This window comes from Nocardia sp. FBN12 (assembly GCF_054031145.1).
Map to the genome: position 1 here is coordinate 1,239,847 of NZ_CM132926.1, position 25,137 is coordinate 1,264,983.

Genomic DNA, 25,137 nt, shown 5'->3' on the forward strand with positions numbered 1-25,137 from the left:
CGGCTCCGGTGACCGTGGTGGGTTCAAGCGTAATGAGGGCGGAAGTGACCGTCCCACAGGCGGTTTCGATCGCGGTGGCGACCGTGGCGGATACCGTGGTGGTTCGGATCGCGGCGGCTCGTCGGATCGCGGTGGCTATCAGCGTCGCGACGACAACAAGAGTGGCTACCCCAAGCGTGACGATGCGGGCCGCGGTGGTTACCAGAAACGCGATGACAACGATCGCGGCGGTTACCAAGGAAAGCGCGATGACAACGATCGCGGTGGGTTCAAGCGCGGCGACAGTGGCGACCGCGGCGGCTACCAGCGCCGTGACGACGCCGGTCGTGGTGGGTTCAAGCGTAATGAGGGCGGAAGTGACCGTCCCACAGGCGGTTTCGATCGCGGCGGCGACCGTGGCGGATACCGCGGCAACAATGACGACCGTCCCCGCGGTGGTTCGGGTGGCGGGTTCCGTCGCAACGAAGGCGACGACCGTTCGCGCGGCAGCTCCGATCGCGGCAGTGACCGTGGTGGCAGCTCTGATCGCGGTGGGTTCCGTCGCAACGAGGGCGGTGGCGACCGTCCGGGTGGCGGGTTCCGTCGCAACGACAGTGACGATCAGTCGCGCGGTGGTTCCGATCGTGGCGGCTACCAGAAGCGTGACGACAAGGGCGGATACCCGCGTCGCGACGACAGCGGCAAGGGTGGATACCCGCGTCGCGACGACAATGATCGCGGTCCCAAGCGCGATGACGATCGCGGTCGCGGCGGCTTCAAGCGTGACGCGCGCTCCGGTGGCAGCCAGGGCAAGTTCGTCGGCGAAGACGGTAAGCCGCTCGACGGCACCTACCGCGAGAAGCGCCGTGAGCGTGACAGCGATGTGCTCGGCGTTGTCTCGCCGGCTGTCTCCGATGTCGACGAGTCGATCACCGACGACGACAGCACGGCTTCGGCCGGTGCGTCGGACAGCGTCTCCGCGGCAGCGAGCGACAAGCCCGCGACCGACGAGTCGGCGGCGTCCACTGGGCAGTCTGAGGACACAGCACCCGAGCGGCCTGAGCCGGGCGCGGCACGAGTAGCCGACGCCGCGACCGACGATGACCGCCCCCGCGGCACGGATCGCCGTGCTCGCGCAGGTGACGAGTCCGTCGATCCGGATGCCGACGACCGCGCTGGTGCCGCAGATCTCGACGACCGTTCGCGTGGTGGGTCGGATCGTGACGAACAGGCGCGTGCCGTAGGTGACGAGCCCGCCCCGGCCCGTGGCGACCTGCGCGACAACGCCGGCTTCGACGAGAGCCCACGCGGCGCCGATCGCGACACCTCTCCCCGAGGTGAGTCGGATCGTGACGACCGCTCGCGCTCGGCCGACCGTTCCAGCGGTTCGAATCGTGACGACCGCTCGCGTGCGGCCGACCGTTCCGGCGGCTCGGATCGTGACGACCGCTCGCGTGCGGCCGACCGTTCCGGCGGCTCGGATCGTGACGATCGGGCTCGTAGCGGCGACGATCGTGGCGAGCGGCGCGGATTCGCCGATCGTGGTGTTCGTTCGGACCGTGACGACCGTTCGCGCAGTGGCTCGGCTTCCGGTGGTCCGGCCCGGTCGGGTGACTACGGTGACGATCGCCGCCGTGGCGGCGAAGGTGCTCGGACGACCGGTGGGCGGCCGGACGATCGGCGGGCGGCTCGTCCCGAGGAGCCCGATCTGCCCGAGGACGTGCAGGCCTCCGATCTGGATCCGGCCGTGCGCCGCGATCTGCTGAGCCTGGACAAGAACAACGCCGATTCGGTGGCCCGGCACATGGTGATGGCCGTCGAGCTGCTCGACGACGACCCGCGCCTGGCACTGGCACACGCCAGGGCCGCCCGGCAGCGTGCGGGGCGCATCGCGGTGGTGCGTGAGACCGCCGGTGTGGTGGCGTACCACGCCGAGGAGTGGGCCGAGGCGCTGTCGGAGCTGCGGACCGCGCGACGCATGTCGGGTGGTGCCGGGCTGCTGGCGGTGATGGCGGACTGCGAGCGCGGTCTCGGCAGGCCGGAACGGGCCATCGAGCTCGGTCGCAGCGAGGAAGCGCAGACGCTCACCGGTGACGAAGCCGCCGAGCTGCGGATGGTCGTCGCGGGCGCCCGGATGGATCTGGGTCAATTCGACCAGGCCGTCGTGACGCTGCAGGCCTCCGATCTGGACCCGTCTCGCACGGGTTCGGCCGCCGCGCGCCTGTTCTACGCCTACGCCGACGCGCTGGTGGCGGCAGGCCGCACCGATGACGGACTGCAGTGGTTCCTCAACGCCGCGGCCGCCGACCTCGACGACGAAACCGACGCCGAGGAACGGGCAACCGAACTCACCGGCGACGCACAGTAGAACCAGAAAGGCCGCAGGCCGGGACCACACAGGTCCCCGGCCTGCGGCCTTTTTCGCGTGTCAGTGAGAAATACGCAACAGGCGACATCGCGCACAAACCCGTGGCACATGCTCGATCATGAAGGGTGCGAGTGCTGTTCGGCAGCCGAGAGGACCGAAGCTGTCGGTGGCCTGGCTTAGGGTCGCAGATGTGTTCGACCCGGTGGAGACGACGGAGTGAGGGTGGATGGACCGGCTACGTGATCGATACGAGGCATTGCTGCTCGACCTGGACGGAACGCTGTACCGCGGACCCGAAGTAATCGAGGGTGCGCCCAAAGCGCTTGTCCCGAACGGTGATTCGGTACAGCGTCTTGTCTACGTCACCAACAATGCCGCGCGTGGGCCCGGTGCCGTGGCACACCACCTCGACGAGCTCGGCTACCCGGCCACCGCCGACGATGTGGTGACCAGTGCGCAAGCCGCGGCCCGCATGCTGTCCGAACGGCTGAGCCCCGGCGACAAGGTGCTCGTCGTCGGCACCGACGATCTGGCCGCCGAGGTGAAGGCCGTCGGCCTCGATCCCGTCCGCCGGTTCGACGACACCCCACCCGCGGCGGTCGTGCAAGGACACTCGCCGACGACCGCGTGGCCCGACCTCGCCGAAGCCGCCTACGCCTTGCGCGCGGGCGCGCTGTGGATCGCCGCCAATACCGACCGCACCTTGCCCAACGAGCGCGGCCTCGCCCCTGGCAACGGCTCGATGGTCGCAGCCCTGGCCACCGCATCCGATCGTGCGCCCCTCGTCGCGGGCAAGCCGTACGCGCCGCTGATGGAAGACGCGATCGAGCGAGCGGGCACCCGCCGCGCCTTGGTCGTCGGTGACCGCCTCGACACCGATATCGAGGGTGCCAACGGTCTCGGTCTCGACTCGCTGCTGGTGCTGACCGGAGTCAGCACCATCGACGAGGTGATCGGCGCATCGGCTGCCCGGATTCCCACCTATATCGCCGCCACCCTCGATGCCCTCAACGACGCCGCGCTGGCAGAAGCCGCCGCACCAGCGGACATCGCGGAGCTGTTGCGACAGCACCCCGGCCGGGCGGTACGGGTGCGCGCAACCGATTCGGAAATCCGATAGCGTTGACGCCACGATGAGTACTGCGAGTTCACCGCCGAACGGCGCGTCACAGCCACCCCGCCCCGGGATTCCGGTGCCGGGCGCTCACCTGCCCGGTGCTCCGGCACATCAGGAGCCAGCCGATCCGAACCGGATCAAGGCCGATGTCGACGCCCTGCTCACCGAACTCGGCCCACGTGCCGCCGTGAGTCCGGCGGAGAACACCGAGACCGGCGCCGACATCACCCGCCGTGCGCGCATCCTCGAGCAAGCGCACGACGTACTGGTCGACGCGCTGGCGACAGTGGACAAGATCTGAGGTGGCCAGGCGAGCGCGGGTGGACGCCGAACTGGTTCGCCGCGGATTGGCGCGATCGCGAGAACACGCGGTCGAACTGATCAGCGCGGGCCGCGTCCTGATTGCCGGCACCGTCGCCGTGAAACCGGCGACGGCTGTGGAGACGGGGACCCCGCTGATCGTGCGGGAAGAACCCGACGAGGTGTCGTGGGCCTCACGTGGCGCGCATAAACTGCTCGGCGCGCTCGAGGCGTTCGAGCCCGAGGGGCTCAGCCTCACGGGTAAGCGGTGCCTGGACGCGGGTGCGTCGACCGGCGGGTTCACCGATGTGCTGCTGAACAAGGGCGCGACCGAGGTGGTCGCGGTCGACGTCGGCTACGGCCAGTTGATCTGGCGGCTGCAGAACGACGATCGGGTCCGGGTGTTCGACCGCACCAACGTGCGCAACATCACCCCCGAATCCATCAGCGGCACAGTCGAAGTCGTTGTCGGGGACTTGTCGTTCATTTCGCTCGGACTCGTTCTCCCGGCACTGGCGGCCTGCGCCGCCGACGGCGCCGATCTACTGCCGATGGTGAAGCCGCAGTTCGAGGTCGGCAAGGATCGGGTCGGTTCGGGCGGCGTGGTGCGTGATCCCGCGCTGCGCACCGAAGTGGTGTGTGATGTCGCGACCGCCGCCGCCGCGCTCGGACTGCGCACCCTGGGTGTGGTCGCCAGCCCACTGCCCGGTCCGTCGGGCAACGTCGAGTACTTCCTGTGGCTGCGCAAGGTCGGCCCGTTCGAGTACGACGCCGACAAGGTGCGCGCGCTGGTCGCACAGGCTGTCGAGGAGGGGCCGCAGTGAGTACGCAAGCGGGCGGCAGGGAGATCCTGCTCGTCGCCCATCCCGGCCGCGCCGAGATCATCGAGACCGCGCACCGGGTGGCGAAGATCTTCGCCGAGGCGGGCATCTGCCTTCGAGTGCTGGCCGACGAGGCCGACAGCACCCGGTTCGAAGACGAGGCCGGATACCCGGTGCGGGTGGTGCCGCACAGTCCCTCCGCGGCGCAGGGCTGTGAGATGGTGCTCGCCCTCGGTGGCGACGGCACGTTCCTGCGCGCGGCCGAACTCGGCAGGCCCGCCGGTGTGCCCGTGCTCGGAATCAACTTGGGCCGCATCGGTTTTCTGACCGAAGCCGAGGCCGAGAACCTCGATGAGGCGCTCTCGCAGGTGGTCGATCGCGATTACCAGGTGGAAAACCGGATGACCATCGACGTCACCGTGCGCGTCGACGATACGGTCGTCGAACGCGGCTGGGCGCTCAACGAGGCCAGCCTCGAGAACGCCCAGCGCATGGGTGTGCTGGAGGTGGTACTCGAAGTGGACGGGCGGCCGGTCTCGGCGTTCGGCTGCGACGGCATCCTCATCTCGACCCCCACCGGGTCGACCGCCTACGCGTTCTCCGCGGGCGGGCCGGTGGTGTGGCCCGAACTGGAGGCGATGCTGGTGATCCCGAGCAACGCGCACGCGTTGTTCGCGCGGCCACTGGTGACCAGCCCGGAGTCGCTCATCGCGGTGGAGACCGTGGCGACCGGACACGATGCGATCGTTTTCCTGGACGGCAGACGCACCCTCGCGTTGCCGCGTGGTGGCCGCGCCGAAGTGGTGCGTGGCGAACGCCCGGTGCGCTGGGTGCGGCTCGATTCGGCGCCCTTCGCCGACCGGATGGTGCGCAAGTTCCAGCTGCCGGTCACCGGCTGGCGGGGCAGACAGCGAACGGAAGAGCACTGATGCTGACAGAGATCAGGATTGACGGACTCGGTGTCATCTCGACGGCCACCGCGCAGTTCCATGCCGGCCTGACCGTGCTCACCGGCGAGACCGGTGCGGGCAAGACCATGGTGGTCACCAGCCTGCACCTGCTCAGCGGTGCGCGCGCCGACGCGGGGCGGGTACGTCTCGGTGCGGCGAAAGCCGTGGTGGAGGGCCGTTTCGTCGTCGACGACGTCAACGACGCGGCGCGCGCGGCGGTCGGGGAAGTGCTGGAATCGGCGGGTGCCGAGGCAGATGAGGACGGCAGCGTGATCGCGGTCCGCACCGTCAACAGCGACGGACGCTCGCGCGCGCATCTCGGCGGACGTGGGGTGCCCGCCGCGGTGTTGGGCGAGTTCACCTCTCGGCTGCTCACCGTGCACGGGCAAAACGACCAATTGCGGTTGCAGCGGCCCGAACAGCAACTGTCGGCGCTGGACCAGTTCGCCGGCGACAGCGTCGCCGGACTGCTGCGCAAGTACCAGGTGCATCGTCGGTCCTGGCTGGACGCGCGCACCGAGCTGCTCGAACGCACCGCGCGCAGTAGGGAATTGGCGCTCGAAGCCGACCGGCTCAAGCATTCGCTCACCGAAATCGACGGCATCGCCCCCGAGCCCGGTGAGGACACCCGCCTGGTCGCCGAGATCCGCAGGCTCAGCGACCTCGATTCGCTGCGCGAGGCGGGCGTCGCCGCGCACGAGTCACTGTCGGGCCCGACCGACGCACCGGCCGACGGCGGTGGCGTGCTCGATCTGCTCGGTGGGGCCCGCGCCCGCCTCGATTCTGCCGACGACCCGGCGCTGGCCGCCCTGGCCCCGCGACTCGGCGAGGCGATCGCGGTGGTGGTCGACGTGACCACCGAACTCAGCAGCTACCTCTCGGAATTGCCGTCCGATCCCAGCGCGCTGGACTCGATGCTCAACCGTCAAGCCGAACTCAAATCGCTGACCCGCAAATACGCACCCGATATCGACGGTGTGATCGCGTGGGCCGACGAGTCGCGTTCGCGCCTCGACTCGCTCGATGTGTCCGAGGACGCGCTGGCCAAGCTGGCCGGTGAGGTCGAGACGGCCGCGGGCAAGGTGCGCGAGGCGGCCCGCAAACTCAGCGCCGCCCGCGCCAAGTCGGCGGGCAAGCTGGCGAGCGCGGTGAGCACCGAGCTCGGTGGGCTCGCGATGGGCAAGGCGCGACTCGAAGTCCAGGTCCGCCCGCTGCAGGCGAGCCAGCAGGATTCGGCGCCGCTCGACGTCGACGGCGCGCTCCTGCACGCCGGGTCCAACGGCTGCGACGAAGTCGAATTCCGGCTCTCCGCCCATTCCGGCGCGCAATCGCTGCCGTTGAGCAAAAGTGCTTCCGGCGGCGAACTCTCGCGAGTGATGCTGGCACTGGAAGTGGTGCTGGCCGGATCCGATCACGGCGCGACCATGGTGTTCGACGAAGTCGACGCCGGCGTCGGCGGCCGGGCCGCGGTCGAGATCGGCAAGCGCCTTGCCCGCCTGGCCCGCACCCATCAGGTCATCGTCGTCACCCACTTACCCCAGGTAGCGGCCTTCGCCGACACCCACCTGGTGGTGAACAAGTCCGACGACGGAAAAGGCAAGGTGGACAGCGGCGTTCGCACCCTGACCGACGACGAACGGGTAGTCGAACTGGCCCGCATGCTCGCCGGCCTCGACGACACCGAGACAGGCCGCGCCCACGCCGAAGAACTACTCGAAACCGCCCGAGCCGAGCGCTTGCCCGCCTGAAAAACAACGACGTCGCCTGCCACAACGGCCAGGCGACGTCGGCTTCGATCAGCGCAGAGCTTTACGCACGCCACCGAGAAGCTGGTTGGTCAGCTGACGCAACCCGAACTCCAGCACCGGCGCGGGCACGGGCAGCGACGACTCGGACTCCATCGTGTACACCACCCGGGTGCCGCCCTCGGCGGTATCGGCGAAGTCGATCGTGCCGACGTGCCGCTTGACCGGCGCACCCTTCACGATCTTGTACTCCATCCGCTCGCCGGGAACCAGCGCGGTGATCTCCTCGGTGACGCCCACCTTGCCGAAACCGAGGATGTGCTGGGCGCCGACGCCGGTGGCCGGGTCGCCCGCCTTGACGAGCTTGACCTGGATCGGCAGGTACGGGCTGACCGCTTCACGCTCGGTGAAGAGGCGGTAGACGATGTCGCGAGGTGCGTCGAAAACCGTCTCGACGGTGCTACGTGGCATGGATGTGTCTCCTGTCCGAAATGTCTGTGACCCGGAGCATACGGGTAGTCGCGACCCGGGCTCCGACCGGCGCGCCTCCACCAAAGGTTGAGGGTTTGGCTTCATCATCGGCCTCATGAAGATGCCGGCGCTGTTGTCACGGAACACGGAAACGCTGCCCGGTGTCGCCGGGATCGCCCGGGTGGATCGCGATACCGGCCGATTGCTGCGGCGGGTCGGTCCCGGGGACGTGGTCGTCCTCGACGAGACCGACCTGGACCGCCACACGGCCGACCGGCTGGTCGAGGCGGGTGTGCTCGCGGTGATCAACACCTCGCCCTCGATTTCCGGTCGCTATCCTAATCTGGGCCCGGAAGTGTTGGTGGCCAACGGGATCGTGCTGATGGACACGGTGTCCTCCGACGCGTTCGGCAAGATCAAGGACGGTTCCAAGGTTCGCATCGACGGCGGCATCGTCTACGCCGACCGGTTGACCAAGAAGGAACCCGAGGTCCTGGTCGAGGGCATCGAGTTCGACGAGTCGACCATCGCCGACCGGATGATCGAGGCGCGCAACGGCCTCGCCGATCACCTCGACGCGTTCGCGGGCAACACCACCGAATTCGTGCGCACCGAGAGCGCGCTGCTGATCGACGGCGTCGGCGTGCCCGATATCGAGCTGGACATGCGCGACCGGCACGTGGTCGTGATCGCCGACGGCTCGGGCCATCTCGCGGAATTGCAGCGGCTCAAGCCGTTCATCAAGGAGTACGCGCCGATTCTGATCGGTGTCGGCAGCGGCGCCGATACTTTGCGCAAGCTCAAGTACACGCCTGACCTGATCGTCGGCGATCCCGACGAGATCAGCACGGAGACACTGAAATCCGGCGCCGAGATGATCCTGCCCGCCGACACCGACGGCCACGCCAAAGGCCTCGAACGCATCCAGGACCTCGGTATCGGCGCCACCACGTTCCCGTCCTCGGGCTCGCCGACCGATCTCGCGTTGATGCTGGCCGACCATCACGGTGCGTCCCTGATCGTGCTGGCAGGCGCCCACGCCTCGCTCGAAGACTTCTTCGACCGCGGCCGGCGCGACAGCAATCCGGCCACCTTCCTGACCCGATTGAAGGTCGGTGCGAAGCTGGTCGACGCCAACGCGGTGTCGACCCTGTACCGGCACCGTTCCACCGGTGCCGCGGTCGCGCTCGTGGTGCTGGCCGCGCTGGTAGCGATCGTGGTGGTGATCCTGGCTTCGCACAATGGTTCCGAGATGCTGGACCGGTCGATCGAATACTGGAACAGCTTCGTCCTGTGGGTGCGTGGTCTGCTGTGATCTCGCTGCGTCAACACGCCATCTCGATCGCGGCGATCTTCCTGGCGCTGGCGGTCGGTGTGGTGCTCGGTTCGCACACCCTCGCCGGCGACATGATCTCGGGCCTGCGCTCGGACAAGACCGACCTGAACACTCAGGTGGACGAGCTGACCGCCCAGAACGCGCAGCTCACCGCCCGCCTCGACGCCGCCGACCAGTTCATCGCGGGCTCGGCGCCCCGCATCCTGAACGGCACCCTGGCCGACCGCACCGTCGTCGTCCTCACCACCCCCGACGCCGACCCCGCCGACATCGACGGCGTGAGCAACTCCCTGCGCACCGCAGGCGCCACGGTGACCGGCCGCGTCGCCCTGACCGAGTCCTTCGTCGACGCGGGGGAGGGCGATCGCATGCGCTCCACCCTGACCAACATCGTCCCCGCCGGCGCCCAGCTCAACACCGGCGCCGTAGACCAGGGCAGCCTCGCAGGCGACCTCCTCGGCCTCGCTCTACTCCAGGACCCCGCGACCAACCACCCCCGCAGCACCCCCGAGGAACTGTCCCTGATCCTCGAAACCCTCCGAGGCGGCAACTTCCTCACCTACACCGACCCCCCGACGAGACCAGCGCAACTCGCGGTAGTCATCACCGGCAACGGTGTCGAATCCGACACCGGCCAGGGCGCGACTATCGCCCGCTTCACCGCCGCCCTCAGAGCAAGAGCCGCAGGCACAGTCCTCGCAGGCCGCCAAGGCGCCGCCGAGGGCAACGCCGCGATAGCCAACGTCCGAGCCCAAGCCCCCCTCGCGACAACAGTCACCACAGTCGACAACATCGACCGCGAAATAGGCCGAGTAACAACAACACTCGCCCTGACAGAACAACTGACCGGCGGCGCCGGCCGCTACGGAACAGGAACATCAGCAACGTCACTGACCCTGGTAGCAATGCCCCGCTGATTGAGAACCCCACCACTAACCCAAGGCAAGATCCCGCGACTCGCGCACCGACGTAACTCCCGATCTCGCGAGTACATGGGTAACTCACCGGGCACGCCCAGAGGCCGCTCAGCGCCTCTCCGCCGGTCCGCGAACCCAACACGCCGCCCGCAAACGACCGGCAAAATACGCGGAGAGGCGGACTAGCGGTACAGTGGTGGTCCGTGGGTCATCAACGGAATCAGGCTAAAAGTGCCACCAAGCACATCTTCGTGAGCGGTGGCGTCGCCTCCTCATTGGGTAAGGGTCTCACCGCTTCCAGCCTCGGTCAGCTCCTGACCGCGCGCGGTATGCGGGTGACGATGCAGAAGCTCGACCCGTATCTCAATGTCGATCCGGGCACCATGAACCCGTTCCAGCACGGCGAGGTGTTCGTCACCGAAGACGGCGCCGAGACCGACCTGGACGTGGGCCATTACGAGCGTTTCCTCGATCGCGATCTCACGATGGACGCGAACGTGACCACCGGTCAGATCTATTCGACCGTGATCGCCAAGGAACGCCGCGGCGAGTATCTGGGCGATACGGTGCAGGTCATCCCGCATATCACCGACGAGATCAAGAGTCGCATCCTCGCGATGCAGGGTCCCGATCTCGAGGGGCATGTGCCGGATGTGGTGATCACCGAGATCGGTGGCACCGTCGGTGACATCGAGTCGCAGCCGTTCCTCGAGGCGGCCCGCCAGATCCGTCACGATGTGGGTCGCGACAACGTGTTCTTCCTGCATGTGTCGCTGGTGCCGTATCTGGCGCCCTCGGGTGAGCTCAAGACCAAGCCGACGCAGCATTCGGTGGCCGCGCTGCGCAATATCGGTATCCAGCCCGACGCGCTGATCCTGCGTTGCGACCGTGAGGTGCCGCAGGGGCTCAAGAACAAGATCGCGCTGATGTGCGACGTCGACGTGGAGGCGTGCATCTCCACGCCGGACGCGCCGTCGATCTACGACATCCCGAAGGTGCTGCACAGCGAGGGTCTCGATGCCTACGTGGTGCGCAAGCTCGGGCTGCCGTTCCGCGATGTGGACTGGAAGGTGTGGGGCGATCTGCTCGATCGCGTGCATTCCCCGCGCGAGACCGTCGAGGTGGCGCTGGTCGGCAAGTACGTCGATCTCCCGGATGCCTACCTGTCGGTGACCGAGGCGCTGCGGGCGGGCGGTTTCGCGCATCGCGCCAAGGTGAACATCCGCTGGGTGCCGTCGGACGAATGCGAGACCGAGGTCGGCGCGCAGGCGGCGCTGCGTGATGTCGACGCCGTGCTGATTCCCGGTGGGTTCGGTATTCGCGGTATCGAGGGCAAGCTCGGCGCGATCGGCTACGCCCGCCACCGCGGTATCCCGCTGCTCGGGCTGTGCCTGGGTCTGCAGTGTGTGGTCATCGAGGCTGCGCGTTCGGTCGGTATCGCCGACGCGAACTCGGCCGAGTTCGAGCCCGACACCAAGAACCCGGTCATCTCGACCATGGCCGACCAGGAAGACGTTGTCGCCGGTGAAGCCGATCTGGGCGGCACAATGCGACTGGGCGCCTACCCCGCCACGTTGAAGAAGGGCTCGGTCGTCGCGCAGGCGTACGGCACCGAGAACGTGTCCGAGCGGCACCGGCACCGGTTCGAGGTGAACAACTCCTACCGTGACGCCATCGCCAAGAGTGGGCTGGTGTTCTCCGGCACCTCGCCCGACGGGCACCTGGTGGAGTTCGTCGAGTATCCGGCTTCGGTGCATCCGTTCTTCGTCGCCACCCAGGCGCATCCGGAGCTCAAGAGCCGTCCGACCCGGCCGCATCCGCTGTTCGCGGCGCTGATCTACGCCGCGTTGAAATACAAACTGGCCGAACGGCTTCCCGTAGACTTCCCGGAGGAAGAGCTCGCGGAGCAGCCCGCGCAAGCGTAGGAAATTCGGCGATAGGAACGCATGAGCGAGCCCGGTAGTCACGACTTCGAGACGGTGTCGAGCCGGGTGCTCTACAGCGGCGCGATCCTGGCCCTGCGCCAGGATCAGGTCAGGATGCCGGACGGGCGGGTCGCCGAGCGCGAGGTGATCGAGCACCACGGTGCTGTCGCGGTGCTCGCGCTCGACGACGACGGCAATGTCGTGTTGATCCGTCAGTACCGGCATCCGATCGGTACCCGGCTGCTGGAACTGCCCGCCGGGCTGCTCGACATCGACGGTGAGGACCCGCTCACCGCGGCCAAGCGTGAGCTGGCCGAGGAGACGGGGCTCGCCGCCGCGCAATGGTCGGTGCTGGTGGATGTGGCGTTGTCGCCGGGTTTCACCGACGAGGCGCTTCGGGTGTTCTTCGCGACCGGTCTCAGCGTCACCGACCGGCCCGACCCCGAGCATGAGGAAGCCGATCTCGAGCTGGTGCGGATGCCACTTGACGAGGCGGTGCGGGCCGCGCTGGCCGGGGAGATCGTGAACGCGACCGCGGTCGCCGGGGTGCTCGCCTACGCCGCGGCCGAGGCGAGTGGGGTGGCGTTGCGCGCGCCCGACGCGCCGTGGCCCGGTCAGCCGACGACGTTCCTGCGGCGTAAGGCCGCCGAGGCGCCGTCTCGCGGTAACCACGCGTGACCACGGCCCACGTTTCGACCCCCGATTCCGCCGTCTCGGTCGGCGGGGACTAGGCGGGCGAGCGTGCTCGAGCGGGAGATCGACGCCTACCTCGACCACTTGACGGTCGAACGCGGAGCCGCGCGCAACACCCTCGGCGCCTACCGCCGCGACCTGGCCCGCTACCGGAATTTCCTCACCGGTCGCGGGGTCGACAGCTTGAGCGCGGTGGTCCAAGGTGATGTCGCCGAATTCACGATGGCGTTGCGTTCTGGCGGCGCCGATCATCCTGCGCTGGCCGCGGGTTCGGTGGCGAGGGCATTGATCGCGGTACGCGGGCTGCACCGGTTCGCCGCCGCCGAGGGCATCACCGACACCGATGTGGCGCACGCGGTGAAACCGCCCGCGCCGGGTCGCCGGTTGCCCAAAGCGCTGCCCTACGACCAGGTTCTGCGACTGCTCGAATCGGCGGGCGGCGAACCGGAGGATTCCGGCGGTGGACCGCGTGGACTGCGCGACCGGGCACTGCTGGAGCTGCTCTATTCCACGGGCGCGCGCATTTCGGAGATGGTCGGGCTCGACGTCGACGACATCGACGCCGAGCAACGCTGTGTGGTGCTGCACGGCAAGGGCGGAAAACAGCGCCTCGTCCCGATCGGCCGCCCGGCTCTCGCGGCCGTCGACGCGTATCTGGTGCGCGGTCGACCCACCCTGGCCGCGAGCGGAAAAGGTTCCGGCGGAGCGCTTTTCCTCAACGCCCGTGGCGGCAGACTGTCCCGGCAGAGCGCGTGGCAGGTATTGCAGACCGCCGCCGAACGTGCCGGAATCGGGGCGACGGTGTCGCCGCACACCCTGCGCCATTCCTTCGCCACCCACCTGCTCGACGGTGGCGCCGATGTGCGGGTGGTGCAGGAACTGCTCGGCCATGCCTCGGTGACCACGACCCAGATCTACACCCTTGTAACGGTGAGTACCTTGCGCGAAGTGTGGGCCACGGCCCATCCGCGCGCCACGTGAACCGGCACCCCCGATATGCGCTGAACAGGTATCGTGCGAACACGCCCGGCGTTGCCATGCTGTACCTCACCGGTCCGAGCGGTAGCGTCTACCCAGAGTTGGACCGTACGAAAGCGAACCGGTCGGCGGATCGGCCTCGCTACCCTCGACAGGGGTTACCGGCAAGGAAAACGTATAAGGAGCAGCGGATCGTGACGACAGCGGAAACACCGTGGGACGGTGGACCGGAACAGGTCACCGAGCCCGTCGAGATGGGCCCGACCGGCCGGCCGCTGCGACTGGTCCCAGATCCACCGCAGGTCCAGCGGCACGGCGACGCGCTCGTTGTCGCCATGTGCAATCAGAAGGGCGGGGTCGGAAAAACCACCTCGACCATCAATCTCGGTGCGGCACTGGCCGAATACGGTCGTCGCGTGCTGCTGGTCGACCTCGACCCGCAGGGTGCGCTCTCGGCCGGACTCGGTGTGGCACACCACGATCTCGATCTCACCGTGCACGACCTGCTGATCGGCGGTAAGGCGAAGGTCGACGACGTGCTGCAGACCACCAAGGTCGACGGCATGGACCTGTTACCCAGCAACATCGACCTATCGGCGGCCGAGATCCAGCTGGTCAACGAGGTCGGCCGCGAACAGTCGCTGGGTCGCGCCCTGCACGGCGTGCGCGATCGCTATGACTACATCCTCATCGACTGCCAGCCCTCGCTCGGCCTGCTCACGGTGAACGCGCTGGCCTGTTCCGACGGCGTGATCATTCCGATGGAATGCGAGTATTTCTCGCTGCGCGGGCTCGCCCTGCTCAACGACACCGTCGAGAAGGTGCGCGACCGCCTCAACCCGCGGCTGAGCCTCTACGGCATCGTGGTCACCATGTTCGATGCACGGCTGCTGCATTCGCGTCAGGTGATGTCGCGCGTGGTCGAGGTGTTCGGCGATCTGGTCTACGACACCGCCATCTCGCGCACCGTGCGCTTCCCCGACGCCAGCGTCGCCGGTGAGCCGATCACCACCTGGTCGCCGAAATCGGGCGGCGCCGAGTCCTATCGAGCGATGGCACGTGAAGTCATCCACCGGTCTGGCCGGTGATCGGAGCTACACCTGCGGTGCAAGCAGTACCCGAAGACTCTGACTCCGCCCCTGAATCCCCAGTTCTCGGCCGCCTTGATTCTGGACTGACCAGAGGGTGCGACGAAGGAGTGCCCGGCGGGAGGGAAGAATCGAGGCCTCAGGGCCGAGAACCCGCGGCGCCAGCCGCCAAAGACTCTGTATTTCACTTGCGGCTCACCAATTTCGAGGGGCCGTTCGATCTGTTGCTGACGTTGATCAGCTCGCGCAAACTCGATGTCACCGAAGTCGCGCTGCACCAGGTCACCGACGAATTCATCGCCTACACCAAGGCATTGACCGCCGAGCTGGCCGAGAACACCAAGCTGCGCGCGGACAAGATTCTCGATCAGACCACCGAATTCCTCGTCGTCGCCGCCACTTTGCTGGATCTCAAAGCGGCTCGGCTGCTGCCCTCGGGTGAGATGACCGACGCCGACGATCTCGAACTCCTCGACGCGCGCGACCTGCTGTTCGCGCGCCTGCTGCAATACCGCGCGTTCAAGCAGGTGGCCGAACTGCTCGCCGAGCTGGAAGCCGCGGCCCTGCGCCGGTATCCGCGCTCGGTGGCGCTCGAGGAGCAGTTCGAAGGGCTGCTGCCCGAGGTCACCCTCGGGGTGGACATCGCCGCGTTCGCCGAGATCGCGGCGGCGGCTTTCCGGCCACGCCCGATCCCCGAGGTAGGGCTCGGGCATCTGCACATGCACACCATCTCGGTCGCCGAGCAGGCCGAGTTGGTGCTCGCTCTGTTGAAGGAACGCGGTCCGGGCGGCTGGACGACCTTCGCCGAATTGGTGGTCGACTGCACAGTCCCGGTGGAAATCGTGGCGCGGTTCCTGGCGTTGTTGGAGCTGTACCGCGGTAAGACCATCGCCTTCGACCAACCCGATCCACTCGGGCCGTTGGCTGTCAGCTGGCTGGGCGAGCTCGACCCTGACGCGGAAGCAGCGGCATTGACCTTCGAGGAGGACTACGGTTGACTTCCTCCCCGCCCGCGAGGACGGGGAGTTCCTGCTTCACCGTCAGATGCCGGAAAGGAGAACTCCTTTGCGGACTTACACCGACTCCACAGGCGTTTCATCTCTCTGCCAGCCCGGCAGCGAGGATGTTGCGGGCAGCGTTAACGTCGCGATCATGGGCCGTGCCACAGGGGCGGCACTTCCACTTTCGAACGTTCAACGGCAGCTTGTCGCCCAAGGCGCCACAGTGCGAACACACCCGGGTAGACGGATACCAACGATCCACCACCAGCACTTCGCGGCCGTACCAGTCCGCCTTGTACTCGAGCATGAAGCGCAGTTGCCGCCAGCTTGCATCCGAGATTGCTCGGGCAAACGCGTGGTTGGCGACCATGTTACGCACCGTCAAGTCTTCGATAGCGACCGTTTGGTTCTCGCGGATCAGCCTCGTAGACAGTTTGTGAAGGAAATCGGTGCGGCGGTCGGTGATCCGCGCGTGAATACGACCGACCTTCTGCCGAGCCTTCTTCCGGTTGTTCGAACCCTTGACTTTGCGGGACAGGTTGCGCTGTGCCTTCGCCAGCTTGGCTCGGTCGGCCCGCTCGTGACGCGGATTGGCGATCTTCTCCCCAGTGGACAGCGTAGCCAGCGATGTGAGGCCGACGTCCACGCCTACGTTGTTGTCCGTGGACGTCAGCTCGGCGATCCGTTCCTCAACGAGCAGGGAGGCAAACCACCGTCCAGCACTGTCGCGAGAGACTGTCACCGTCGACGGTGTGGCACCGGCGGGCAAGGGGCGCGACCATCGAATATCGAGGGGTTCGGCCATCTTCGCCAGGGTGAGCTGCCCGTCTCGCCACCGAAATCCGGACCGGGTGTACTCCGCCGATGCCCGGGACTTCTTACGGGACTTGAACCTGGGGTATCGAGCGCGCTTGGCGAAGAACGCGGCGAACGCCGTCTGCTGATGCCGCAACGTTTGTTGCAACGGCACGGACGACACCTCGTTCAGGAAGGTGAGCTCTGCGGTCTTCTTCCACTCTGTCAGCTCTGCGGAAGCCTGCACATAAGTCGTGGACCTGGACTCGATGGCATAGCGCCGCTGCCTGGCATCCAGTGCCATGTTCCAGACTGTACGAACGCACCCGAAGGTGCGCAACAGCTCCGACGCTTGAATGGTGGACGGGTAGATGCGGAACTTGTATGCCCGCTTCACCACCTTCGCCATGCTCACACAATACTGCATCAGAATGTAAGAAGGTGGGGCCGATGTACCCGCTGGCCCTGGCGGAACTGGTTTTCCTTGCCATTCGACCGGACGAGCCCCGTCAGAAAGGGACAACATGACCGAAGCAGTGGCGGAATTCACCTCCGAGCCACTCGACGACCTCGAACTGCGGTCGGCACTGGAGGCGATGCTGCTCGTCGTCGACGCCCCGGCGCCTACAGAACAGCTGGCAGCGGCCCTGGACGACACCACCGAGCGCGTCGAACCCGTGCTGCGCGCGATGGCGGCGGAACTGACCGAACGGGGCAGCGGCATCGACCTGCGTTTCGTCGGTGACGGATGGCGCTTCTATACTCGACAGGAGTACGCGCCCTATGTCGAGCGGGTACTGCTCGACGGGGCCCGGACGAAACTCACTCGGGCCGCCTTGGAAACCTTGGCGGTGGTCGCCTACCGCCAGCCGGTGACCCGCATGCGGGTCAGCGCGGTCCGAGGGGTGAACGTCGACGGAGTGATGCGCACGCTGCTGGCCAGAGGCTTGATCGCGGAAGCGGGTCAGGACCCCGAAACCAACGGCACGCTGTACCGCACCACCGAGTTGTTCCTCGAACGGATCGGGCTCGCCTCTCTCGGCGACCTGCCACTGCTGGCGCCGCTGCTTCCCGGCGTCGATCTGATCGACGAGATCAGCGAGAGCCTGGAAACCGATCCCCGGTTCACCAGGCTGAAGAAACCCGCCGAGTCCGACATGGATCTCGGCACCGACGATTGACAGGACAGATGAATAATTCCGCTCGCCGAGATGGCACACCGGATCGAAGAAATCGCAGCGACCAGCCCCGAAGTGGCGCGAATCGAACCGCGGGTAACCGTGGCGACAGTGCGCGCACCGGGCAGGGTGGCTCCCGCGGGGCGGCTCCCGCCCGCCGCGGCACCGGCGCGGGTGGCTTCCAGCGCGGCAATCAGACAGCAGCCCGGTCCGCCGGCAGCTTCCAGCGTGACGCCGAATCCGGCGGTCGTCGTGGGTCCACCGGTGGTGGGTACCAGCGTGATGACCGTCGTGGTGCGTCCACCGGTGGTGACCGTCGTGGCAGTGCGCCCGGTGGGTACCAGCGTGACGATCGACGCAGTGCCCCTGCCGGTCGCGGCACCCCCGCCGGTGGCGACCGTCGTGGCCCTGCCGCCGGTGGTTACCAGCGTGGCGGCTCCGCGGGCGCAGGTCAGCGTGACGACCGTCGCGGCACCGGTGCTTCCAGCGGTGGCGGCTACCCGCGTGGTGACGTGCAGCGTGGTGGCACGGCTGGTCAGCGCAGCGGCGCGTCGGCCGGAACGCAGGCCTTCGCGGCTCGCAAGAAGAGCACGAAGCCGCAGAAGAAGGTTGTCGCTCCGACGATCCTGAACAACGCCAAGCCCGCGCGTCACCAGCACTCCGACGTCACCGAGGGTCCCAAGAAGCTCCCGTGGGGCGAAGGCGAACGTCTGCAGAAGGTCCTCGCCAAGGCGGGTGTGGCTTCGCGCCGCGCCGCCGAGGAGATGATCGCCGCCGGTCGCGTCGAGGTCGACGGCAAGATCGTGCGTGAGCAGGGTCTGCGCATCGACGCCGAGAACGCGGTCGTGCGCGTCGACGGCACCCGTGTCGTGGTGCGCGACGAACTGGTGCACCTGGTGATGAACAAGCCCAAGGGCTGGCAGTGCACCATGTCCGACGATCTGGGGCGCCCCTGCGTCGGCGATATCATCGCCGAGCGGATCGCCGCCGGTCAGCGCCTGTTCCACGTCGGCCGTCTGGATGCCGACACCGAGGGCCTGCTGCTGGTCACCAATGACGGCGAGATGGCGCATCGCCTGATGCACCCCTCGTTCGAAGTTCCCAAGACCTACTTGGCCACCGTCGACGGCGAGGTGAACTACCGCCTGGTCGGTAAGCGCTTGCGCGAAGGCGTCGAGCTCGAGGACGGGCCCGCCAAGGTCGACAAGTTCATGGTGCTCGAGGCCTACCAGGGCCGGTCGCTGGTGAAGCTCGTGTTGCACGAGGGCCGCAAGCACATCGTGCGTAGGCTGCTCGACGAGGTCGGCCACCCGGTGATCCGGCTGGTGCGCACCCACCTCGGCCCGGTGGCACTGGGTGACCAGCGTCCCGGCACGCTGCGGGTGCTCGGCCGCGACGAGATCGGCAAACTCTACGAGGCGGTGCAGCTGTGAACGGTGTGGACTTTCCCCTGGAATTCGCCGGCGGCCGGATGACCGATGATTCGACGCTCGTCGTCGCGATGGACGGGCCCTCCGGCACCGGCAAGTCCAGTGTGTCGCGTCGCCTCGCGGCGCGCCTCGGCGCCCGCTACCTCGACACCGGCGCCATGTACCGGGTCGCGACCCTGTGCGTGCTGCGTGCGGGCGTCGAGCTGACCGATGCGGTCGCGATCACCGAAACCGTTGCGGGAATGCCGCTTTCGATCGGCACCGACCCCAGCCACGAGGTCATCGAACTCGACGGCGAGGACGTCTCGGCCGAGATCCGCGGCGACGCCGTCACCAAGGCGGTCTCCGCCGTCTCCGCGGTGGCGCAGGTGCGCGAGCAGCTCGTGGCCCTGCAGCAGGAGATCGCGGCGACGGCCGGGCGCATCGTGGTCGAAGGCCGCGATATCGGCACCGTCGTGCTCACCGGCGCCGACGCCAAGATCTATCTCACCGCCTCCGCGCAGGCACGCGCCGAGCGGCGTAACGCACAGAACATCCGCGAGGGCCGCGGCGACGATTACGCGGCCGTGCTGGCCGACGTGCAGCGTCGCGACACCCTCGACTCCACCCGCACAGTGTCGCCGTTGCGCCCCGCCGCCGACGCGGTGCTCGTCGACACCAGCGACCTGTCGATGGCACAGACCATCGAGGAGCTGTATCGCGTGGTGGCTCAGCAGCTTTCGGCCACGACAGGAGGTCCGCGATGATCGAAGAGATTCTCGTAGGCGACGGAACCTGGACCGACGAGTCCGAATGGGATGTCCTCGACATCGACTCCGACGGCGAAGGTGAACAGCACGTCGCGATGCCGACGCTGGCCGTGGTCGGGCGCCCGAATGTGGGCAAATCGACCCTGGTCAACCGCATTCTCGGCCGCCGCGAAGCGGTGGTCGAAGACGTTCCGGGTGTGACCCGTGACCGTATTTCGTACGAGGCCAACTGGGCCGGGCGCCGTTTCATGGTGCAGGACACCGGCGGTTGGGAACCCGACGCCAAGGGTCTGCAGCAGCACGTCGCACGCCAGGCCGAGGTGGCGATGGAGACCGCCGACGCGATCCTGCTCGTCGTCGACGCCACCGTCGGCGCGACCACGACCGACGAGGCCGCGGTGCGCAAGCTGCGCCGCTCCAAGATCCCGGTGATCCTGGTGGCCAACAAGGTCGACGACCAGAAGGTCGAACTCGAGGCTGCGTCGCTGTGGTCGCTGGGTCTGGGCGAGCCGCGTATGGTCTCGGCCGCGCACGGTCGTGGCACCGGTGACCTCCTCGACGACGTGCTCAGCGCGTTGCCCGAGACCCCGCGCGAAGGCACCGCTGTCGCGGGACCGCGTCGCGTGGCCCTGGTCGGCAAGCCGAACGTCGGCAAGTCCAGCCTGCTCAACAAGCTGGCAGGCGATGAGCGTTCGGTGGTCCACGATGTCGCGGGCACCACCGTCGACCCGGTCGACTCGCTGGTCGAGCTGGGCGGCAAGACCTGGAAGTTCGTCGACACCGGCGGTCTGCGCCGCAAGGTCTCCAATGCCACCGGCACCGAGTTCTACGCCTCGCTGCGGACGAAGTCGGCGCTGGAGGCCTCCGAGGTCGCGATCATGCTGATCGACGCCTCGGTGCCGATCACCGAACAGGACCTGCGCGTGATCAGCCTGGTCGCCGACTCCGGTCGCGCGCTGGTGCTGGCGTTCAACAAGTGGGACCTGGTCGACGAGGACCGCCGCTACATGCTCGAGCGTGAGATCGATCGCGATCTGGTGCGGGTGCCGTGGGCCCAGCGGGTCAACATCTCCGCCCATACCGGTCGTGCCGTGGCGAAACTGGTGCCGCAGATGGAGACCGCGCTCGAGTCCTGGGACAAGCGCATCTCCACCGGCCGCCTCAACACCTGGCTCAAGGAAGTCATCGCGGCCACTCCGCCGCCGATGCGTGGCGGCCGTCAGCCCCGCGTCATGTTCGCCACCCAGGCGAGCACCCGCCCGCCGACGTTCGTGCTGTTCACCACCGGCTTCCTCGAGGCAGGCTACCGCCGCTTCCTGGAGCGCCGCCTGCGTGAGGAGTTCGGCTTCGACGGTTCGCCGGTGCGCATCTCGGTGCGTGTGCGCGAGAAGAAGGAACGCAAGAAGTAATTCGCGCGTGCACGAGTAGAGCCCCGGCGAATATCGCCGGGGCTCTACGTGTTTCAGGCGTCGAGCACGCGGTCCAGCAGGTGGTCGACCAATTCTGTTGCGCGCGAGGCGTAGTCGTCGTTGGTGAGCATGCCCTGTGCCAGCCCGCCGAGCGCGAGCAGGATCACCTCGGCATCAGCGATGAGCGCTTGCTCGTCGGCCTCGGGCCCGCGCAACTGGCGCAGTTGGCCCGCGACCGCATCGACGATGTAGTTGGGCGCCCCTGCGGTGTCCGCGGAGTCGATGTCGGTGCCGGTGAGTGCCGCCGCGTGGAAAATGCCGAGAATGACCGCGTTCTGCCTGCTCGGTTCGTCGAGAGGGAGTAGCGCGAGCAGGATCGTGCGAACGATATCGCGAGGGCCGGCACCGGGGCCCAGGGTCGTGAACCCCTGCGCCAACCGCGCGCCGGAATCCTCGACGACCGCACGGTGGGTGGCGAGCAGGAACTCCCGCTTGGTGCCGAAGTAGTACTGCACCGACCGCACCGAGACCCCGGCTTCCGCGGCGACGGACTGGAATGTCGCTGCGTCGAGCCCGCCTCGGGCGATGACCTGCCGCGCAGCACCGGTGATCGATCTGCGCCGTTCTTCGTGATCGGCCAAACGCGGCATTCCGCCTCCTTCTGTCCCGGCAGGTTTTCATGGTACGCCCATACCATCTTTGTGGTACGGTGATATCACCAACGAGAAACAGGGGTGGTTATGGCCAAGATCGGGCGATTCAAGAACGACAAGGCGCGCGAGGAGTACCTGCGGACCTATCGGGAACTGGAAAAGCAGTGGCCGATTCCGTCGACCGTGGTCGACATTCCCACCTCCTTCGGATCCACTCGCGTCCGCGAAGCCGGTGCGGGCGACGGTGTGCCGATCGTGCTGATGCACTCACTCGGCGCCAACAGCCTGGCCTGGAACCATGTGATCGAGGACTTCGCCCGCGATCACGTCGTCTACATGCCCGAAATGATCGGCGCTCCCGGTCTCAGCGAGCAGACCGCGCCGATCGACGAAGCCGGTTTCGGCACCTGGTTCGGCGAACTCCTCGACGGTCTCGGCGTGAACCGAGTCCATCTGGTCGGCTACTCGCAGGGTGGTTGGCAGGCGCTGGTCATCGCCACCACGCAGCAGCGACGGTTGGCGAGCCTGACCGTGATCGAGCCCGGCGGCACGCTGACCAAGATCAAATGGAGCCTGCTGTGGACGATGATCCGTATCGGCGCGCACCCGACCGACAAGAACCTGCGCAAGATGAACGCGAAACTCAATCCTGGTGTCACGCTGACCGACGCGGAATTCGATGGTGTGAAGGCATCACTGGGCTATGCCCCCGCGATCGGTTACCCGAAGATGTTCACCGACGAGCGGTTGGCGATGATCACGACGCCGACCGCGGCGCTGTTCGGGTCGGAGTCACAGGTTGTCGACAACCAACTGGCGCGGCAGCGGCTGCTCGACAACGTGCGTACCTGCGAAGTCGAGATCTTCCCCGGCGCCGGGCACGGCATCTTCCATGAGATTCCGAAGCTGGTGACGGCCCGAATTCTCGACTTCACCCGCCGGTACGAGCCGACTGACGCCCGGCACAGCGAGTAGTCGACGCCTGCCGCGACTCGACATTGCCGTCCAGGTGCCACCACGCCGCGCGCGCGATCACGACGACGATCACGACCGCAGGCCTGATAATCGACTGAGAACAACCGGGTGGTGGACACCTTGGCAATGTCGGGCACGTTGAAAGCGGTAAGAGGTCCGCTGTGGCCTCCGCGAGGGAGTGCGTCATGAGTCTTATCGGAACCCTGGTCGGCTACGCGTTGACCATCTTCTTGCTGCTGCTGATCGCCCGGATGGTGGTGGACTGGATCGAGGCGCTGGGCAACGGTCCGCAATGGGCGCGCAAGGCGCGGGAAGTGACCCATGCCGCGACCGAACCGGTGATCGCCCCGGTCCGCACAGTGCTGAAGCCGATCCGGATCGGCGACTTCTCCCTTGACCTGGCCTTCACGGCCGTGTTCATCGCCGTCCTGATCTTGCGGGCGGTCGCCTTCAGTCTGTAGTCGAGGTGGTGCTGCCGACGGGCCGGTCCGCTGCCGGTGAGCGCGCGGGCGCGGCGTCGACGGTGAGGCCCGCCAGCAGGGCCAGTGACTGTTCGGCGTCGGAGCCCGGCTCGGCGTGGTAGACGACAAGTGTCTGGCCCGGCGCGCCGTTGACCGTGAATGTCTCGTAGGACAAGCCGATCTCGCCGACCAGGGGATGGACGAAACGTTTCTCCCCGGCGGTTTTCGCGCGGACGTCGTGCTTGGCCCAGAGGCGGCGGAAATCTTCGCTCTTCAACGACAGTTCGCCCACCAGCTCGGTCAGACGTGGGTCATCGAGATCGGTGCCCGCGCCGGCCCGCAGACCGGCCACGGTCTCCGCTGCGATTCTCGGCCAATCCGGAAAAACGTTGCGTGCTTCGGGATCCAGGAACACCATTCTGACCTGATTGACTCCCGGCGCCGAACAGGAATTGAGCGCGACGGCCAGCGGTGTCGCGGCCAGGACATCCATGTGCCGGCCGTACACCAGCGCCGGCGTGTCCGACCAGGTGCGCATCAGGCGCAGCAGGCTCGGTGTGACTCGTTCCGGCCGTCGCGGTGCGCGGGTGCGTCGGGGTGCCGGGCGCGCCAGTTCCCGCAGGTGTGCGATGCCGTCGTCGTCGAGCGAGAACACCCGGGCCAGCGCCGCTACGATCTGATCGGACGGATGCTTGTCACGGCCCTGTTCGAGCCGGATGTAGTAATCGGCGCTCATCCCGGCCAGCATGGCCACTTCCTCGCGCCGCAGTCCGGCCACCCGGCGTTGACCGCCACCGGCCATCCCGAACTCCTCGGGACGCACCTGCTGGCGTCGAGCGCGCAGGAACGCACCGAGACTGCTGTCGGAATCCATGCCTTCGAGGGTATGCCGACCTCGCGGCGGCTGGGTGGCCCTGCCACTACCAGGAAGTTTCCGACCTGGCAGGCGTCGAGAACCGCGACGAACGTTGTGGCCATGACAAACACCAACATCGAAGGCCGGATCGCCGTCGTCACCGGAGCATCCAGCGGGATCGGCGCTGCCACCGCGCGTCGGCTGGCGGCGGACGGCATGCGGGTAGCGCTGCTCGGGCGGCGCAAGGATCGGCTCGAAGAACTCGCGCAGAGTATCGGCGCGAACGCCCTCGCGGTGACCGTCGACGTGAGCGTGCGGCAGTCGGTCCTGGATGCCGCATCCCAGGTGCGTGCCGAGTTCGGCTCCGTGGATCTGGTCGTCGCGAACGCGGGTGCCATGCTCGGCGCACCGTTCGAACAGGCCGAGATCGACGAATGGGATCAGATGGTCGGGACCAATCTCAACGGATTGCTCTACACCGGAAGAGCATTCATCGACGACCTGCTCGCCACCGCGGCCGCGGGCCGCACTGCTGACCTGGTGCTCGTCGGTTCCATCGGCGGCCACGTCGCGTTCCCGAACTACGGCGTCTATTGCGCTACCAAGGCGGCGGTAGCGCACCTGACCCGCAACCTGCGCGCCGAGTTCGGCCCGCGCGGCGTTCGGGTCAAGAACGTCGAACCCGGATTCGTCGGCACTGAACTCGGCGCCGGAATGCGCGACGACACCCGCCGCGCCGAACTCGGCGAATGGCGGGACGGACTGGAAATCCTGGTCCCCGAAGACATCGCCGACGCGATCGCCTATGCCGTCTCGGCACCACGCCGAGTCAACATCGCCGAACTCGTCGTCGTCCCCACCGAACAGGGGTAACCGAGCAACTGCCCCGGTCGGCGGGGCGCTGACCGGGGCAGCCCGAAACGGTTCGGCCGCAGTCGTTTT

At 67.4% G+C, this 25,137-nt stretch carries 24 protein-coding genes; 20 read left to right on the top strand and 4 right to left on the bottom strand.

Annotated elements, in window-relative coordinates; genetic code table 11:
• Positions 1-1,252 precede the first annotated feature (1,252 nt).
• The 6 genes from ACWZHB_RS06195 (at position 1,253) to recN (ending at position 7,283) form a co-directional block, all read left to right on the top strand.
• A complete protein-coding gene (locus ACWZHB_RS06195) occupies positions 1,253-2,347 on the top strand; it encodes a tetratricopeptide repeat protein (RefSeq protein ID WP_427909097.1) in 1,095 nt (364 codons plus the stop codon).
• A gap of 226 nt (positions 2,348-2,573) precedes the next feature.
• Positions 2,574-3,467 (top strand): HAD-IIA family hydrolase, encoded by an 894-nt coding sequence (locus ACWZHB_RS06200; protein ID WP_427906955.1) that lies wholly within the window; start codon positions 2,574-2,576, stop codon positions 3,465-3,467.
• A gap of 13 nt (positions 3,468-3,480) precedes the next feature.
• Positions 3,481-3,765: a hypothetical protein gene (locus ACWZHB_RS06205; RefSeq protein WP_427906956.1), complete on the top strand. Its 285-nt coding sequence runs from the start codon at positions 3,481-3,483 to the stop codon at positions 3,763-3,765.
• Position 3,766: 1 nt separating this feature from the next.
• A complete protein-coding gene (locus ACWZHB_RS06210) occupies positions 3,767-4,588 on the top strand; it encodes a TlyA family RNA methyltransferase (protein WP_427906957.1) in 822 nt (273 codons plus the stop codon).
• Positions 4,585-5,514: an NAD kinase gene (locus tag ACWZHB_RS06215; RefSeq protein ID WP_427906958.1), complete on the top strand. Its 930-nt coding sequence runs from the start codon at positions 4,585-4,587 to the stop codon at positions 5,512-5,514. The genes ACWZHB_RS06210 and ACWZHB_RS06215 overlap by 4 nt, the downstream gene beginning before the upstream one ends.
• Positions 5,514-7,283: a DNA repair protein RecN gene (recN, locus tag ACWZHB_RS06220; RefSeq protein WP_427906959.1), complete on the top strand. Its 1,770-nt coding sequence runs from the start codon at positions 5,514-5,516 to the stop codon at positions 7,281-7,283. The genes ACWZHB_RS06215 and recN overlap by 1 nt, the downstream gene beginning before the upstream one ends.
• A gap of 48 nt (positions 7,284-7,331) precedes the next feature.
• On the opposite strand, the gene ACWZHB_RS06225 is transcribed toward recN, so the two are convergent.
• Complete coding sequence (locus tag ACWZHB_RS06225) at positions 7,332-7,751, bottom strand: SRPBCC family protein (RefSeq protein ID WP_427906960.1); 420 nt, start codon at positions 7,749-7,751, stop codon at positions 7,332-7,334.
• A 115-nt stretch (positions 7,752-7,866) separates the two neighbouring features.
• On the opposite strand from ACWZHB_RS06225, the gene steA reads away from it, so the two are divergent.
• The 7 genes from steA (at position 7,867) to ACWZHB_RS06260 (ending at position 15,686) form a co-directional block, all read left to right on the top strand.
• Positions 7,867-9,066 carry a putative cytokinetic ring protein SteA gene (gene steA / locus ACWZHB_RS06230; RefSeq protein ID WP_427906961.1) on the top strand — a complete coding sequence of 400 codons (1,200 nt, stop codon included), beginning with the start codon at positions 7,867-7,869 and terminating at the stop codon, positions 9,064-9,066.
• Positions 9,063-10,004 carry a copper transporter gene (locus tag ACWZHB_RS06235; RefSeq protein WP_427909098.1) on the top strand — a complete coding sequence of 314 codons (942 nt, stop codon included), beginning with the start codon at positions 9,063-9,065 and terminating at the stop codon, positions 10,002-10,004. Before steA ends, ACWZHB_RS06235 begins: the two co-directional genes overlap by 4 nt.
• A gap of 203 nt (positions 10,005-10,207) precedes the next feature.
• Positions 10,208-11,929, top strand: a complete 1,722-nt coding sequence (locus ACWZHB_RS06240) for a CTP synthase (protein WP_427906962.1) — start codon at positions 10,208-10,210, stop codon at positions 11,927-11,929.
• A gap of 21 nt (positions 11,930-11,950) precedes the next feature.
• Positions 11,951-12,607, top strand: coding sequence for an NUDIX domain-containing protein (locus ACWZHB_RS06245; RefSeq protein ID WP_427906963.1), 657 nt, complete (start codon positions 11,951-11,953; stop codon positions 12,605-12,607).
• A gap of 63 nt (positions 12,608-12,670) precedes the next feature.
• Positions 12,671-13,603 (top strand): site-specific tyrosine recombinase XerD, encoded by a 933-nt coding sequence (gene xerD / locus ACWZHB_RS06250; RefSeq protein WP_427906964.1) that lies wholly within the window; start codon positions 12,671-12,673, stop codon positions 13,601-13,603.
• Positions 13,604-13,854: 251 nt separating this feature from the next.
• Complete coding sequence (locus tag ACWZHB_RS06255) at positions 13,855-14,688, top strand: ParA family protein (protein ID WP_228538008.1); 834 nt, start codon at positions 13,855-13,857, stop codon at positions 14,686-14,688.
• Positions 14,689-14,876: 188 nt separating this feature from the next.
• Positions 14,877-15,686 carry a segregation and condensation protein A gene (locus tag ACWZHB_RS06260; protein WP_427906965.1) on the top strand — a complete coding sequence of 270 codons (810 nt, stop codon included), beginning with the start codon at positions 14,877-14,879 and terminating at the stop codon, positions 15,684-15,686.
• Positions 15,687-15,783: 97 nt separating this feature from the next.
• Here ACWZHB_RS06260 and ACWZHB_RS06265 read toward each other — a convergent pair whose 3' ends face one another.
• On the bottom strand, positions 15,784-16,893 hold the full coding sequence (locus ACWZHB_RS06265) for an RNA-guided endonuclease InsQ/TnpB family protein (RefSeq protein ID WP_427906966.1): 1,110 nt from the start codon (positions 16,891-16,893) through the stop codon (positions 15,784-15,786).
• Between the two features lie 115 nt (positions 16,894-17,008).
• On the opposite strand from ACWZHB_RS06265, the gene scpB reads away from it, so the two are divergent.
• From scpB to der, 4 genes are read left to right on the top strand one after another with little or no spacing between them, the layout of a single operon-like run.
• Positions 17,009-17,665, top strand: coding sequence for an SMC-Scp complex subunit ScpB (gene scpB / locus ACWZHB_RS06270; RefSeq protein ID WP_427906967.1), 657 nt, complete (start codon positions 17,009-17,011; stop codon positions 17,663-17,665).
• Positions 17,666-17,673: 8 nt separating this feature from the next.
• On the top strand, positions 17,674-19,095 hold the full coding sequence (locus ACWZHB_RS06275) for a pseudouridine synthase (protein WP_427906968.1): 1,422 nt from the start codon (positions 17,674-17,676) through the stop codon (positions 19,093-19,095).
• A 38-nt stretch (positions 19,096-19,133) separates the two neighbouring features.
• Positions 19,134-19,838 (top strand): (d)CMP kinase, encoded by a 705-nt coding sequence (gene cmk / locus ACWZHB_RS06280; protein WP_427909099.1) that lies wholly within the window; start codon positions 19,134-19,136, stop codon positions 19,836-19,838.
• Complete coding sequence (gene der, locus ACWZHB_RS06285; protein ID WP_427906969.1) at positions 19,835-21,250, top strand: ribosome biogenesis GTPase Der; 1,416 nt, start codon at positions 19,835-19,837, stop codon at positions 21,248-21,250. Before cmk ends, der begins: the two co-directional genes overlap by 4 nt.
• A 53-nt stretch (positions 21,251-21,303) precedes the next feature.
• Here the strand turns inward: der and ACWZHB_RS06290 are convergent, their stop codons facing one another.
• Positions 21,304-21,900 (bottom strand): TetR/AcrR family transcriptional regulator, encoded by a 597-nt coding sequence (locus tag ACWZHB_RS06290; RefSeq protein WP_427906970.1) that lies wholly within the window; start codon positions 21,898-21,900, stop codon positions 21,304-21,306.
• A 90-nt stretch (positions 21,901-21,990) separates the two neighbouring features.
• On the opposite strand from ACWZHB_RS06290, the gene ACWZHB_RS06295 reads away from it, so the two are divergent.
• Both ACWZHB_RS06295 and ACWZHB_RS06300 read left to right on the top strand, forming a co-directional pair.
• On the top strand, positions 21,991-22,878 hold the full coding sequence (locus ACWZHB_RS06295) for an alpha/beta fold hydrolase (RefSeq protein WP_427906971.1): 888 nt from the start codon (positions 21,991-21,993) through the stop codon (positions 22,876-22,878).
• A gap of 185 nt (positions 22,879-23,063) precedes the next feature.
• Positions 23,064-23,339: a YggT family protein gene (locus tag ACWZHB_RS06300; protein ID WP_427906972.1), complete on the top strand. Its 276-nt coding sequence runs from the start codon at positions 23,064-23,066 to the stop codon at positions 23,337-23,339.
• Here ACWZHB_RS06300 and ACWZHB_RS06305 read toward each other — a convergent pair.
• Entirely contained in the window at positions 23,329-24,213 is an 885-nt protein-coding gene (locus ACWZHB_RS06305) for a helix-turn-helix transcriptional regulator (RefSeq protein ID WP_427906973.1), read from the bottom strand. The genes ACWZHB_RS06300 and ACWZHB_RS06305 overlap by 11 nt on opposite strands.
• Before the next feature lie 102 nt (positions 24,214-24,315).
• On the opposite strand from ACWZHB_RS06305, the gene ACWZHB_RS06310 reads away from it, so the two are divergent.
• Positions 24,316-25,068 (top strand): SDR family oxidoreductase, encoded by a 753-nt coding sequence (locus ACWZHB_RS06310; RefSeq protein WP_427906974.1) that lies wholly within the window; start codon positions 24,316-24,318, stop codon positions 25,066-25,068.
• Positions 25,069-25,137 lie beyond the last annotated feature (69 nt).

Excerpts from the sequence above, each read along its gene's own strand:
- ACWZHB_RS06295 (WP_427906971.1), top strand. The coding sequence starts at position 21,991 with ATGGCCAAGATCGGGCGATTCAAGAACGACAAGGCGCGCGAGGAGTAC.
- ACWZHB_RS06290 (WP_427906970.1), bottom strand. The coding sequence starts at position 21,900 with ATGCCGCGTTTGGCCGATCACGAAGAACGGCGCAGATCGATCACCGGT.
- steA (WP_427906961.1), top strand. The coding sequence starts at position 7,867 with ATGAAGATGCCGGCGCTGTTGTCACGGAACACGGAAACGCTGCCCGGT.
- recN (WP_427906959.1), top strand. The coding sequence starts at position 5,514 with ATGCTGACAGAGATCAGGATTGACGGACTCGGTGTCATCTCGACGGCC.
- ACWZHB_RS06275 (WP_427906968.1), top strand. The coding sequence starts at position 17,674 with ATGAATAATTCCGCTCGCCGAGATGGCACACCGGATCGAAGAAATCGC.
- ACWZHB_RS06205 (WP_427906956.1), top strand. The coding sequence starts at position 3,481 with ATGAGTACTGCGAGTTCACCGCCGAACGGCGCGTCACAGCCACCCCGC.
- der (WP_427906969.1), top strand. The coding sequence starts at position 19,835 with ATGATCGAAGAGATTCTCGTAGGCGACGGAACCTGGACCGACGAGTCC.
- ACWZHB_RS06200 (WP_427906955.1), top strand. The coding sequence starts at position 2,574 with ATGGACCGGCTACGTGATCGATACGAGGCATTGCTGCTCGACCTGGAC.
- ACWZHB_RS06310 (WP_427906974.1), top strand. The coding sequence starts at position 24,316 with ATGACAAACACCAACATCGAAGGCCGGATCGCCGTCGTCACCGGAGCA.
- ACWZHB_RS06305 (WP_427906973.1), bottom strand. The coding sequence starts at position 24,213 with ATGGATTCCGACAGCAGTCTCGGTGCGTTCCTGCGCGCTCGACGCCAG.
- ACWZHB_RS06300 (WP_427906972.1), top strand. The coding sequence starts at position 23,064 with ATGAGTCTTATCGGAACCCTGGTCGGCTACGCGTTGACCATCTTCTTG.
- ACWZHB_RS06225 (WP_427906960.1), bottom strand. The coding sequence starts at position 7,751 with ATGCCACGTAGCACCGTCGAGACGGTTTTCGACGCACCTCGCGACATC.
- cmk (WP_427909099.1), top strand. The coding sequence starts at position 19,134 with ATGACCGATGATTCGACGCTCGTCGTCGCGATGGACGGGCCCTCCGGC.
- ACWZHB_RS06265 (WP_427906966.1), bottom strand. The coding sequence starts at position 16,893 with ATGGCGAAGGTGGTGAAGCGGGCATACAAGTTCCGCATCTACCCGTCC.
- ACWZHB_RS06255 (WP_228538008.1), top strand. The coding sequence starts at position 13,855 with ATGGGCCCGACCGGCCGGCCGCTGCGACTGGTCCCAGATCCACCGCAG.
- scpB (WP_427906967.1), top strand. The coding sequence starts at position 17,009 with ATGACCGAAGCAGTGGCGGAATTCACCTCCGAGCCACTCGACGACCTC.
- ACWZHB_RS06245 (WP_427906963.1), top strand. The coding sequence starts at position 11,951 with ATGAGCGAGCCCGGTAGTCACGACTTCGAGACGGTGTCGAGCCGGGTG.